The organism is Rhizobium sp. P1_B8, assembly GCF_056406515.1.
Genome location: NZ_JBFTZZ010000012.1, coordinates 224862 through 237545 on the forward strand (window position 1 = coordinate 224862; position 12684 = coordinate 237545).

Annotated in this window: 10 protein-coding genes and 1 tRNA gene; 4 read left to right on the top strand and 7 right to left on the bottom strand. The window is 61.1% G+C overall.

Annotated features, from left to right (window positions below; translation table 11 throughout):
- Positions 1–173: 173 nt before the first annotated feature.
- The 7 genes from AC1D2N_RS16510 to AC1D2N_RS16540 form a co-directional block, all read right to left on the bottom strand.
- A complete protein-coding gene (locus AC1D2N_RS16510) occupies positions 174–1010 on the bottom strand; it encodes a helix-turn-helix transcriptional regulator (protein ID WP_027685314.1) in 837 nt (278 codons plus the stop codon).
- A gap of 66 nt (positions 1011–1076) precedes the next feature.
- Entirely contained in the window at positions 1077–1286 is a 210-nt protein-coding gene (locus AC1D2N_RS16515) for a DUF1127 domain-containing protein (protein ID WP_027685313.1), read from the bottom strand.
- 89 nt (positions 1287–1375) lie between these two features.
- Positions 1376–2173: a 5-deoxy-glucuronate isomerase gene (iolB, locus tag AC1D2N_RS16520; RefSeq protein ID WP_018241383.1), complete on the bottom strand. Its 798-nt coding sequence runs from the start codon at positions 2171–2173 to the stop codon at positions 1376–1378.
- 210 nt (positions 2174–2383) lie between these two features.
- Entirely contained in the window at positions 2384–3304 is a 921-nt protein-coding gene (gene iolE, locus AC1D2N_RS16525) for a myo-inosose-2 dehydratase (RefSeq protein ID WP_018241384.1), read from the bottom strand.
- Between the two features lie 64 nt (positions 3305–3368).
- A complete protein-coding gene (gene iolD / locus AC1D2N_RS16530) occupies positions 3369–5219 on the bottom strand; it encodes a 3D-(3,5/4)-trihydroxycyclohexane-1,2-dione acylhydrolase (decyclizing) (protein WP_130652113.1) in 1851 nt (616 codons plus the stop codon).
- 206 nt (positions 5220–5425) lie between these two features.
- Positions 5426–7360: a bifunctional 5-dehydro-2-deoxygluconokinase/5-dehydro-2-deoxyphosphogluconate aldolase gene (locus tag AC1D2N_RS16535; RefSeq protein ID WP_028734291.1), complete on the bottom strand. Its 1935-nt coding sequence runs from the start codon at positions 7358–7360 to the stop codon at positions 5426–5428.
- A gap of 92 nt (positions 7361–7452) precedes the next feature.
- Positions 7453–8328 (bottom strand): MurR/RpiR family transcriptional regulator, encoded by an 876-nt coding sequence (locus tag AC1D2N_RS16540; protein ID WP_018241387.1) that lies wholly within the window; start codon positions 8326–8328, stop codon positions 7453–7455.
- A 208-nt stretch (positions 8329–8536) separates the two neighbouring features.
- On the opposite strand from AC1D2N_RS16540, the gene AC1D2N_RS16545 reads away from it, so the two are divergent.
- The 4 genes from AC1D2N_RS16545 to AC1D2N_RS16560 form a co-directional block, all read left to right on the top strand.
- Positions 8537–9652, top strand: a complete 1116-nt coding sequence (locus AC1D2N_RS16545; protein ID WP_018447370.1) for a Gfo/Idh/MocA family protein — start codon at positions 8537–8539, stop codon at positions 9650–9652.
- Between the two features lie 185 nt (positions 9653–9837).
- On the top strand, positions 9838–11055 hold the full coding sequence (locus tag AC1D2N_RS16550; protein WP_026230825.1) for an NAD(P)/FAD-dependent oxidoreductase: 1218 nt from the start codon (positions 9838–9840) through the stop codon (positions 11053–11055).
- Positions 11056–11223: 168 nt separating this feature from the next.
- Positions 11224–11314 (top strand) — tRNA-Ser (locus tag AC1D2N_RS16555).
- Positions 11315–11870: 556 nt separating this feature from the next.
- Positions 11871–12684, top strand: an 814-nt coding sequence (locus AC1D2N_RS16560) for a porin (RefSeq protein WP_477981605.1), incomplete at its 3' end; no start/stop codon positions are given.

A 12684-nucleotide genomic window follows, 5' to 3' on the forward strand; every position in this document is an offset into this window, starting at 1 on the left:
CGGATCGGGACAGGCTCATAAGATCATCGAAGACCGCATTGCCGCTGTCGAAATCTTTAGCGATCGACCCCGCATAATTCCTTAAATCGGGATCGATTTAAGGAATTATGCGGGGATTCAAAGTGCTACAGCGTCCTTTGCGCGTCTGAAAAGACGCGCGGCGCTGTAGGCTTTCACCTGCGCCGCAGCTGCGCCGAACGCTGGAATTCGGCCGGAGTCTGCCCGAAGGATTGCTTGAAGGAAGCGCTGAAATGGCTGTGGCTGGAAAAGCCGAGATCGAGACCGAGCGCGGTCAGATCCTCATACTGGCCGAGCAGATCGAGCGCCCGGGCAAGCCGCAGCCGCAACTGATAGCGGTAAAGTGGCGTCGCCTCGACCTGCTGGAAGACTTGGGTGAGGTAAACTGGCGAGACGCCCACTTCTGAGGCGATTTCTGAAAGTGTCCAGCGCCGCGCGAGATCGGAGGAAAGCACCAGCTTTGCCCGGTCAACGAGTTTCTGCCGGCCGGCGCTGGCGCCCGCCGCATGCGATGTGCGCTCGCCGAGCGAGCGGCGCACCAGCGTCAGCGCCAATATTTCGGCTTCCAGTGTCTCGGCGACGTTGCGGCTGAGACCATGACGCAGGAGCGCGACCAGCGCCTGCGCGCGTGGATCGATCCGCCGGCGCTGGCGGCGGAAGGAAAAGACCTCGCCGGGCTGCGCCTGCTCCTTCGGCGTAAGCTCTTCGAGCATGGTCTGGTCGATCGCCAAATCGATGCAGGCGTCGCCACCCTCGATAGGGTGGCTGATCCGATATCCCTGGCCGGCATTGAAGAACAGGACCTGATTGGCTTCGGCCACCGTATCATTGCGGCCGACATGCCGCATGAAGACGCCGCGATAGGGATAGACGAGGCTCGTCCTGTGGGCGCATTCCTCGTCGCTCCTGTGGCGGCATTCGCCATTGCAGACGATGTCACGAATGGTGACCGTCTTCGTTTTCAGGAGCGGTGCTGTTGAAAACTGGGACATTGCATCTTCCAGGTCAGACAGGCCGCCCGATGAGGCGACCTGGCGGCACAATATCACGCTTAAGTTTCAGTAGCGACTATAGACGTGGACGTCGCTTTCCGTCTGCCCCCTGGAAAGGCCGATATCCTTCAGCTGTTCGTCGGAAAGCTCCATCAACGCATTGCAGTTGCGCCGTTCGTTCATTTTGCGCGCCAGCCACTGTGCTGCGGTGACTATAGCAAGGAACAGGCCGGGCCGCATATTGCGGGCCGAGATTGTGGAATTCGAGTTATGCATTGTGATCCTCCATCCGTGTTTGGATGGAGGCAGTGAACCATCAGCGGCAGTTTCGCGCTGTCAGATTATTTAGCGATCTGAGGACGCCTTCACGCCTTCAGCAGCCACTCATGCTCGGCGGCATTGTGGAATTTCCAGATCCGCTGCGGGCCGGCCATGACGTTGAGGTAATAGAGATCATAGCCATGGCAGGCAGCGCAGGGGTGGTAGCCCTTCGGCACCAGCGTCACATCGCCGTCCTCGATCGCCATCGCTTCGTCGAGCGAGCGGTCGTCGGTGTAGACGCGCTGGAAGCCGAACCCCTGCGGCGGGTTGAGGCGATGGTAATAGGTCTCTTCCAGGAAGCTTTCGTTCGGCAGGTCGTCCTGGTCGTGCTTGTGCGGCGGATAGGAGGAGGTGTGGCCGCCTGGCGTGATCACCTCGACGACGAGCAGCGAATGCGCCGAGCTGTCGTCTTCCGGCATGATATTGTTGACATAGCGCACGTTCGTGCCCTTGCCGCGCGTCACCTGCGGATGCGTGCCGGGCGGGATTGCCTTTGCCTGATAGGTACCGCCGCCGGGCGCCGAGCAGACGGCGAGTTCCAGATCGGTCTCCGCCGTCACCGACCACGTCGATTCCATCGGGATGTAGAGCGCATGCGGCGCACCATCGAACGGGCTCATGCGACCGCCGAGCGTGCCGAAATCCTTGGTGCCGGCAGATGCCTTGCCCTTGCCGGTTACCCAGACGAGGCAGACTTCGCGATCGCCCGTCTCTCCCGAAACGGTCTCGCCCGGCTTCATCCGATGCAGATCGAAGCCGACATAGGTCCATCCGGCATTTTCCGGAGTGACATGCGTGACACGGCCGCGCGTGCCGGACGGTTTCACCTTGAGATTTGGCATTGGTGTTTTTCCTCGTAAGTTGGCGGGTGCGGCTCCCTCATCCGGCTGCCGCCACCTTTCTCCCCGAGGGGAGAAGCGACATGCCGCGCCCTTTCCGTTCCTCTTCTCCCCACCGGGGAGAAGCTGCCCGGAGGGCGGATGAGAGGGCTTCTTGCTCCAGCGGTCCGGAAAGGCGAGCCCCTTGTGGGAGGACGCCCGGACAACCAGGCTTTACGACCCCTTGGGGAAGCCTTCCGTTTCCACGGTATAGCCAGCAGCCGTCATGACGCGCATCAACTCGGCGTGACCGATCTCGGCCATCTTCTGCGGAGGGGCCTTGCGCGGATCCTGTTCGGCCTCGACGACGAACCAGCCTTCATAGCCGTGATCGGCCAGCCGCTGGACGATGGCACCGAAATCGAGCGAGCCGTCGCCCGGCACGGTGAAGGCGCCAAGTGCCACCGCATCGAGGAAGGACTGCCGGCTGCGGTCCAGCCCATCCACGACAGGCTTGCGGATATCCTTGACGTGAACATGGTTGATACGGGCGTGGTGGTTCTCGATGGCGCGCAACACGTCGCCGCCGGCAAAAGCAAGATGCCCGGCATCAAGCAGCAGCGGAATACCTTCGCCCGAGTAACGCATGAAGGCGTCGAGTTCCGGCTCGGTTTCGACGACGGCGGCCATGTGATGGTGATAGGAAAGCGGCATGCCCTGCTCGGCGCACCATTCCCCGAATTCCGTGACACGGCGCGCATAGGCCTTCATCTCGTCATCGGAGAGGCGCGGCTTGGTCGCGAGCGGCTTGGAACGGTCGCCCTGGATAGAGCGGCCGACTTCGCCATAAACGATGCAAGGCGCATTGACCGCCTTGAACAGCGAGATCATCGGCGCGATGCGGTCCTTGTTGGCGGAAAGCTCCTCATTGACAAGCGTGCCGGAGAACCAGCCGCCGCATAGCGTCACGTCGGCGGCGCGCAGGATCGGGAGCATCTCTTCCGGATTGCTAGGGAAACGGCGGCCTTGCTCCATGCCGGTGAAACCGGCGCTGCGCGATTGCCGCAGGCATTCCTCGAGGGACACATCGTCGCTAAGCTCAGGAAGATCGTCGTTCCACCACGCGATGGGCGACATGCCGAGTTTGGCCTTCATCAACATTCTCCTTAAAAGCATTGCGGAAGAGCGGCTCCGCTCTTCCGAAAAATGACGGCGATAATTAGCCGATGCGCTGGGCGGCGCGTGCTTCGATGTAGCCCTTGCGCGCTTCTTTGACCTGTTCGCGCGGGCTGACCTCAGGCACAGCGACATCCCACCAGTGGCCGCCGGCCTCCGTGGTAACAAGCGGATCGGTGTCGATGACGAAGACCGAGGTGCGGTCGTTCTTCTTCGAGTCGGTGATCGCCTGCTCCAGCTCGGCGATCGAGGCGACCTTGACGGCGATGGCGCCCATGCTTTCGGCATGCGCCCGGAAATCGATCTCCGGCATCACCTCGTGATAGGAGTCCTTCAGCAGATTGTTAAAGTTGGCGCCGCCGGTTCCCATCTGCAGCCGGTTGATGCAGCCATAACCGCGATTGTCGAGCACGACGATATTGAGCTTGAGGCCAAGCATGACCGAGGTGGCAAGCTCGGAATTCATCATCATGTAGGAACCGTCGCCGACCATGACGACGACATCCCGTTCAGGATGCGCCATCTTGGCGCCGAGCCCGCCGGCGATCTCGTAACCCATGCAGGAAAAGCCGTATTCCATGTGATAGCTGCCCGGCGCCGTCGCCGGCCAGAGCTTGTGCAATTCGCCGGGAAGGCCGCCCGCAGCGCAAAGCACCGTCGTATTCTCGCCGCCGAGCGTGCGAGCCACCGCGCCGATCACTTGGGCATCGGAGGGCAGGGCGGCATTGGTCGTCGCCATCGCCTTGGCAGCGGCCTCCATCCAGACCTTCTTCTCCGCAGTCGCCTTCTCGGCGAGTGCGGCCGGCGCCTTCCAGTCCGAAAGCCCTGCCGAAAGCGCCTTCAACCCTTCGCGGGCGTCAGTCACCAGCGGATGGCTGTCGTGCTTCACTGCGTCATAGGCGGCGATGTTGAGGCCGATCATCTTCAGGCTGTCGTTCTTGAACAGCGCCCAGGAGCCGGTGGTGAAATCCTGGCAGCGTGTGCCGACGGCAATAACAAGATCCGTCTCTTCGGCGATCGCATTGGCCGCCGACGTGCCGGTGACGCCGACCGAGCCGAGCGCCAGCGGATGGGGCTCGTTAATCGCCGACTTGCCGGCCTGGGTGACGACGACGGGAACGCCATGCGCCTCGGCAAAGGCAGCAAGCTCCTTCGTCGCCTGCGAATAAAGCACGCCGCCGCCGGCAACGATCACCGGCTTCTGCGACGCCTTGATCAGTGCGATGGCATTCGCCAGCTCGTCCGCATCCGGCTGCGGCCGGCGGGTCGTCCAGACTTTTTCATCGAACAGGCTTTCCGGATAATCGTAGGCTTCTGCCTGGACGTCCTGGCAGAGCGACAATGTCACCGGGCCGCAATCGAGCGGGTCGGTCAGGACCTGCATGGCGCGCTTCAGCGCCGTGATGATCTGCTCGGGTCGGGTGATGCGGTCGAAATAGCGCGAAACCGAACGGAAGGCATCATTGGCTGAAACCGTGCCGTCGCCGAAATCTTCGATCTGCTGCAGCACCGGATCCGGCGCGCGGTTGGCGAAGACATCGCCCGGCAGGAAGAGAACGGGAATACGATTGACATGCGCCACGCCGGCGGCCGTCACCATGTTCAGCGCGCCGGGGCCGATCGAACTCGTGCAGGCCATGAAGCGCGTGCGGAAATTCGCCTTGGCATACGCGATCGCGGCATGCGCCATGCCCTGTTCATTGTGGGCGCGATAGGTCGTCAATTCGCCGCGCACCTGATAGAGCGCCTCGCCGATGCCGGCGACGTTGCCGTGACCAAAGATCGCCCAGACGCCACCGAAGATCGGCACCTTTTTGCCGTCGACGATCGTCATCTGTACTTTCAGGAAATGCGCGACGGCCTGCGCCATCGTCAACCGTATCGTCTTGCCCATCGGGTCCTCCCGGACTTTTGACTCTCTATCTGTTTTCCCCTTCCCAACTCCTCTCCACGAGGGGAGGGGCTAACCTGCCGGGCTCTCTACATTCTCGCCGCAACGTCTTGTCCAAAAGGACGCTCGTTCACGGCGTGAGGTAGTGCCCCAAGTTAAGTCCCTCCCACCTTATGGGGAGGGGTTGGGGAGGGGTCTCAATTCGGTTTCTACTGATGTCCGCGGGTCTTCAGCCACGCCTCCGTCAGTTGCCGGAATCGACCGGCCATGTCGGCGATCGCCTCCTCGTCGTTCATTTCGCCCGAAAGCCAGGCGCGTGCCGGATCGGCAAAGATCGTTCGGCCGACGGCGAAACCCTTCACGGAGGGAGCCGCCAGCGTCGCCTCGAAGCAGGAGATCAGCTCGTCGGCGGGCGCCTCGAGCCCCAAGAGCACGATACCGCGGCACCATGGATCATTTTTGGCGATCACCGCATCGATCTTTTTCCAGGCTTCACGGGATGCCTGCGGCTCGAGCTTCCACCAGTCCGGCTTGATGCCGAGCGCATAGAGCTCCTCCAGCGCGGTCGCAATGGTATCGTCGGTAAGCGGCCCGTTCTTACCGGCGATGATCTCCACCAGCAGCTCGCGCCCGACTTTGCGGGCAGCCTCGAACAGCGTGCGCAGCTTCTCCTGCTGCTCCGTCTTCAATTCAGCCGGATCATCGGGATGATAGAAGCACAGGCACTTGATGCAATGAGCGAGCGGCCATTCCACCAGCTGCGAGCCGATATCCTGGCTGAATTCGAAGCGCAGTGGCTTCGAGCCAGGCAATTCCACCGGCCGGCCGATCCAGGAGAAATTCTTCGTCGCCGCATCGAAGAAGGCGTCGCGGCCGAAACGTTCGTCGATCAGCATGCCGTAGCCGTCGCGGCCGTTCGAAACCCGCGCCGCTGCCGCGACTGCCAGCCGCTTGAAGGCGACGATCTTCTCGTGGCCGACGCCGAGTTCATCGGCGACGCTGACGAGCTGCGAACGATGGTCGATCGCCAGTGCCATCAAAAGCGGGATTTCGCCGCGCCGGGTTGATGCCCAATGAATATGGTTCATCTCCTCGTCCTTGCGCAGCGCCCGATGTTTGCTGCCGGTCGTCAGGAAGAAGTCGAGTTCCGCCCAGGTCGGATATTCCGGCGAGCAGAGCAGTCGGGAGACCGCGAAGGCGCCGCAGGCATTGGCCCAGGTGGCGCAGGTCTTCATAGGCTCGTCGCGCAGGAAGCCGCGCAGGAAGCCGGACATGAAGGCGTCGCCGGCGCCAAGTACGTTGAAGACTTCGATCGGGAAACCCTGGCCGATGATGCCGGCTTCAAGATCGTCGGCGATCGGCCCGTCATAGACGATGCAGCCCATGGCGCCGCGCTTGAGCACGATCGTCGCCGGCGAAAGGCGGCGGATCTCCTTCAGCGCGCCGAGCACATCGTCGGCGCCGGACGCGATCAGGATTTCCTCTTCGGTGCCGACGATGAGATCGCAATCCGGCAGCGTCTCCTTCATCTTCGAGGAGACCCGGTCGGATTTCACGTAGCGCTCGAAGCCTTCCGCATGACCGGCAAGGCCCCAGAGATTCGGCCGGTAATCGATGTCGAAGATCACCTTGCGGCCGTTCGCCTTGGCGATGCGGATCGCTTTGCGCTGGGCGGCCTCGGTATTCGGCCGCGAGAAATGCGTGCCGGAAACGAGAACGGCGCGCGACGATCTGATGAAATCTTCGTCGATATCGCCTTCATCGAGCGCCATGTCGGCGCAGTCCGACCGATAGAAGATCATCGGCGACACGCCCTCGGCCTCGACCGCAAGCAGCACCAGCGCCGTCAGCCGCTCCTTGTCGGTGACGATGCCGTCTGTCGCCACACCTTCGCGCGCCGACTGCTCGCGGATGAAGCGTCCCATTTGTTCGTCGCCGACGCGGGTGATGAGGCCAGATTTGAGGCCGAGCCGTGCCGTGCCGATGGCGATATTGGCCGGGCAGCCGCCAACGGACTTGGCGAAGGAGCCGATATCCTCCAGCCGCGAACCGATCTGCTGGCCGTAAAGATCGACCGAGGAGCGGCCGATGGTTATCACATCAAGCGCCGGCTCCGGCTGTGAACCCGGATTCGATTGTACCATGATGTCCTCCCGCTAGATTTTGCGCGGCTTCCAGTGCCTGCGAATTTTCAATAATGAAACATTGGTTCCGATATTTTGTCAATTCGGAATGTTTATTCCATTTTGCCTTTTACAGGTTTCGACTGTTGATGCTTGCGCCGGCGCTCGGCAATTGCAACCGGCAGTGCCATGGTGAGCGCCATCGAGGCCGAAAGCGAGCGGAAGCCGGCGAAATCGGCTTCCGCCACCTCGAACCAGTGCGTGGCGCAGGCGGCAAGCGGCGAGAAGGCCGAATCGGTGATCGCGATGACGGGGACGCCGCGGTCGGCAAGCTCCTGGCTCTGGTTGAGGCTGTCGGCCGCGTAGGGCGAAAAGCTCGCCGCGATCGCCGCATCCTTCGGTGTTGCGAACTGCACCATCTCAGGGTCAACGCCGTTCGGCGAGGCGACGATCTGGTGGCGGATGTTGAGCTTGGAAAAAGCGTAGGTCATGTGCGCCGTCAGCGGATAGGAGCGCCGTTTGGCGATCAGATAGATCGTCTCGGCGTTAGCAAGGATATCCACGGCTTTGGTGAAAGTATCGCTCTGCACCGTCGCCGCCAGCCGATTGACCGACTGGTTTGCCGCGGCGATGAAGCCGGAGAGCAGATTGGCGTCCTCATCGTCGCCGCTCGATTGCTCCAGCGTAACGAGGCGCTCTTCGTAGCTTAGCGTCCGGTCGCGCAATCTTTCGCGAAAGATGCTCTGCAGGTCGGAAAACCCTCCATAACCCAGATGATGCGCCAGGCGCACCAGCGTCGAGGGCTGGACGTCGGAGGCGGCCGCGATGCTCGCCGTCGTGCCAAAGGCGATCTCGTCGGGATTGCCGAGGGCGAAGGCGGCGACCTGCGCCAGCCGCTTCGGCATGTTCGCCTTGCGCTCGATGATGGTACTGCGCAGGCTTTCGAAATCGCGCGGTACGCGCGCGTGCCTCTGGGGATCGTTATCCATGCTTGCAGCTCGGGAGATGAAACAAATATTCCATATTATCGAACATAAACGATTTCAAACGGCACGGCTAATTGTTTTTAATCCCCTGTAATTGAAGGCTTTTGAACAGTTCCATTCGGGACTGGCGCAGAAATGCTTGTGAATAGGTCCCTTGTCAAAATGATCCAAATATTCCAAAAATCCGCGCGCAGCTCTGGAGGAGACGGAAATGAAGCCACTCGGCATCGGTTTGATCGGCACCGGTTATATGGGCAAGTGCCATGCGCTGGCGTGGAACGCGGTAAAGACGGTGTTCGGCGATGTCGAGCGTCCGCGTCTTGTGCATCTGGCCGAAGCCAATGCCGGGCTCGCTGAGACTCGTGCCGGTGAATTCGGTTTCGAGAAGGCGACGGCCGACTGGCGGGCGCTGATCGCCGACCCCGAGGTCGACGTCGTCTCCATCACCACGCCCAATCAGTTCCACGCCGAAATGGCGATTGCTGCCCTCGAGGCCGGCAAGCATGTCTGGTGCGAAAAGCCGATGGCGCCGGCCTATGCCGATGCCGAGCGCATGCTGGAAACGGCGAAGCGATCCGGCAAGGTTGCCGCTCTTGGCTATAATTACATTCAGAATCCCGTCATGCGGCATATCAGGACGCTGATTGGCGAGGGCGCCATCGGCACGGTCAATCATATCCGCGTCGAGATGGACGAGGATTTCATGGCCGATCCCGATGTCTTCTTTTATTGGAAGAGCGAGCTTTCCGCCGGCTACGGCGCGCTCGACGATTTCGCCGTGCACCCGCTGTCGCTGCTCTGGTATCTCTTCGGCCATGTGGAGGCCGTCATAACGGATATGGTAAAACCCTATGCCGAGCGCCCGCTGAGCGAGGGTGGTCGCCGTGCCGTCGAAAACCACGATGGCGCCAACGTGCTGATGCGGCTTGGCGGCGGCATCTCGGCCGTGTTGATGGCGAATCGCGCCGCCTGGGGTCGTAAGGGCCGCATCGCCCTGCAGATTTTCGGCTCGAAGGGCTCGATCGTCTACGATCAGGAGCGCATGAACGAATTCGAACTCTATCAGGCCGAGGGTCGCGGCTCTGAACAGGGTTTCCGCAAGATACTGGCGGCACCCGCTCATCGGCCTTATGATCGGTTCATTCCAGCGCCCGGCCATGGCCTCGGCTTCAACGATCTGAAGATCATCGAATGCCGCGAGCTGATCCGGGCAATTTCAGGCGGACCGTCGTCGATCGTGACATTCGAAGACGGTCTCAGGATAGAGAAGTCGGTACATGCCATGGCACAGTCCTTCCACGAGCGCCGCTGGATCGAGATCGCCTGAATGTAAGAGGCCGCTTTCCGTTGACGGCGCACGGGCTACTGCATAATCCCTGAAATCGAAATCGATTTCAGGGATTATGCAGAAACTCAAAATGCGAGAGCGTCGTTCGCGCGTCTGAAAGACGCGCGGCGGTGTAGGGGATAGGCCTTGGCGTGGTTGTCGGGCGCAGCTTCAGGAGTGAGATCGTGACGGATAGACTGGTGATCATTGGCGCGGGACAGGCCGGTTTCGCATTGGCGGCCAAGCTGCGTGCGTTGAAGGATACGCGCCCGATCACCCTCATCGGCGCGGAAGACGTCGCGCCCTATCAGCGTCCGCCGCTTTCAAAGAAATACCTGCTCGGCGAAATGGCCTTCGACCGCCTGCTGTTCCGCGCCGAGCATTGGTATGCGGACAATGACGTCGACCTTCGCCTTTCGACCTGGGCCGAGCAGATCAAGCCGGACAGCAAGCAGGTTCTGCTGCAGGACGGCTCCGTTCTTGATTACGGCACGCTGGCGCTGGCCACCGGCTCGACGCCGCGCCGGCTGCCGGCCGCAATCGGCGGCGATCTCGAAGGCGTCTATGTTGCCCGCGACAAGCGCGATGCAGACCTGCTTGCTGACGAGATGCGCCCCGGTCGCCGCGTCCTCATCATCGGCGGCGGTTATATCGGTCTCGAGGCGGCAGCCGTTGCCCGCCATCGCGGCCTGGAAGTCACCGTCATCGAGATGGCCGATCGCATCCTGCAGCGCGTCGCGGCGAAGGAGACCGCCGACATCATGCGCAGGATTCACGAGACCCATGACGTGGTGATCCGCGAGAAGACAGGGCTCAAGCATCTGGTCGGCAAGGATGGCCGTGTCGTTGGTGCCGCGCTTTCAGACGGATCGGTGATCGACATCGATTTCGCCGTCGTCGGCATCGGCGTCGCGCCGAACGACCAGCTCGCCAAGGAATCCGGCCTCGAAGTCGCCAACGGCATTGTGGTCGACGAATTCGCCCGCACCTCCGATCCGGCGATCTTTGCGGCCGGTGATTGCGCCGCACTTCCCTGGGAGGGCGGCCGCATCAGGCTCGAATCGGTGCAGAACGCCGTCGACCAGGCCGAAGCAGCGGCGGCCGTCATCGCTGGCGGCAGCGAGCCTTATGCGCCGAAGCCGTGGTTCTGGTCCGACCAGTATGACGTCAAGCTGCAGATTGCCGGCTTCAATCTCGGCTATGACGAGACGCTGCTGCGCCCCGGCACCCGCGAAGGTGCCCATTCGGTCTGGTACTTCAGGGAAGGCCGGCTGATCGCCGTCGATGCGATCAACGACGCGAAAGCCTATGTGACCGGCAAAAAGCTGCTGGAATCCGGGACCAACCCCGATAAAACGATTCTCGCCGACCCTTCTGCTGACCTCAAGAGCCTGCTCGGCTGAGCTCGGCTTCTTCATCACGAGAACGAAGCGCGATCAAATTCCGCGGAACGCGGCAGGAAATGTGGACTGTTTGCATAACCGGCCGAAATGCCAGCCGCTGCATTTCTTCTGGTGAAAACTCAAAAAACCCTTGCATTCACAGAGCGGTCGCCATAGTTAGGCCGCACCGGAGAGGTGGCCGAGTGGTCGAAGGCGCTCCCCTGCTAAGGGAGTATACGTCAAAAGCGTATCGTGGGTTCGAATCCCATCTTCTCCGCCATTCCGATTTCCTGAGTGTGCGTCGATCGTTAGTTTCCGGCAGGGAATCACGTTCGCTTAGTCGGCTAGGCCGGCGACGAAAAATCTCTCTGCCTTGAGCGAGAGAATCGCCTGCGGGAATCACCTCCCGCGCTCAAGCCACCGGCAGGTGGCGAAAGTGGATCGGTGCACGTCCGGTTACGCTTTCGGCAATCCTGAATCCCCGCAAGAGCCGCATTTTGCCAAAAAAGTGTCACGAATGTGTCGCAGGGCGCATGTCCAATTCTTTATTGGCTGGACCTAAGCCTCCGCAAAATCAGGGTTTTCTTAACAAAGCATAAAGGAAATCGAGGTCGGTTGCCCGACTTGTGTCCTTTCAGCAACAGAATGTCGGGAAGGCTCCCTCAAATCCCCCATCCGAGTAAGTTGGTGATTGCGTGACGGCTTCCGTCTTGTATTTTCAACCTCGGAAGCAAGGGCGACTGATCGTCCACTTCTTGAAACACGGGGATGGGGCAGGGAACGCTGCTCAGCGAAAGATCCCAAACCCGATCGAAACTTTGAATTGGAGGTCATTTATGAACATCAAGAGCCTTCTTCTCGGCTCCGCTGCTGCTCTCGCAGTAGTTTCCGGTGCTCAGGCTGCTGACGCTATCGTTGCTGCCGAACCGGAACCGGTTGAATATGTTCGCGTCTGCGACGCTTACGGCACCGGCTACTTCTACATCCCGGGCACTGAAACCTGCCTCAAGATCAACGGTTACATCCGTTTCCAGGTTAACGTTGGCGAAGACGTCGGCGGCGATTCGGATTGGGATGCTGTCACCCGCGGTCAGGTTCAGTTCACGGCCAAGAGCGATACCGAATATGGTCCGCTGACCGGCGTCATCGTCATGCAGTTCAATGCTGACAACGCCACGGTTCAGGCGTCCAAGCTCGACTCCGCTTACCTCGACATCGCCGGCTTCCGCGCCGGTCTGTTCTACAGCTGGTGGGACGATGGTCTCTCTGGCGAAACCGACGACATCGGCTCGGTCGTAACGCTCCACAACTCGATCCGCTATCAGTATGAAACCAGCGATTTCTACGCTGGTATCAGCGTCGATGAACTGGAAGACGGCGTTTATCAGGGTGACGTGGATCCCGTCACCGGCCTCCTTGTTCCGAACGATGGTCCGAACAATGTCGGCGTTGCCGTTGGTATCGGTGGCAAGGCTGGTGCCTTCAGCTACCAGGTCACTGCCGGCTGGGACGTCGACAACGAAGACGGCGCTGTCCGTGCAATGGGTACGGTTGACATCGGTCCCGGTACGCTCGGCCTCGCTGCTGTGTACTCTTCCGGCCCGAACTCCTACTACTCGACGGCTGAATGGGCAGTTGCTGCCGAATACG

Excerpts from the sequence above, each read along its gene's own strand:
- AC1D2N_RS16535 (WP_028734291.1), bottom strand. The coding sequence starts at position 7,360 with ATGGTACAATCGAATCCGGGTTCACAGCCGGAGCCGGCGCTTGATGTG.
- iolE (WP_018241384.1), bottom strand. The coding sequence starts at position 3,304 with ATGAAGGCCAAACTCGGCATGTCGCCCATCGCGTGGTGGAACGACGAT.
- iolB (WP_018241383.1), bottom strand. The coding sequence starts at position 2,173 with ATGCCAAATCTCAAGGTGAAACCGTCCGGCACGCGCGGCCGTGTCACG.
- AC1D2N_RS16545 (WP_018447370.1), top strand. The coding sequence starts at position 8,537 with ATGAAGCCACTCGGCATCGGTTTGATCGGCACCGGTTATATGGGCAAG.
- iolD (WP_130652113.1), bottom strand. The coding sequence starts at position 5,219 with ATGGGCAAGACGATACGGTTGACGATGGCGCAGGCCGTCGCGCATTTC.
- AC1D2N_RS16540 (WP_018241387.1), bottom strand. The coding sequence starts at position 8,328 with ATGGATAACGATCCCCAGAGGCACGCGCGCGTACCGCGCGATTTCGAA.
- AC1D2N_RS16515 (WP_027685313.1), bottom strand. The coding sequence starts at position 1,286 with ATGCATAACTCGAATTCCACAATCTCGGCCCGCAATATGCGGCCCGGC.
- AC1D2N_RS16510 (WP_027685314.1), bottom strand. The coding sequence starts at position 1,010 with ATGTCCCAGTTTTCAACAGCACCGCTCCTGAAAACGAAGACGGTCACC.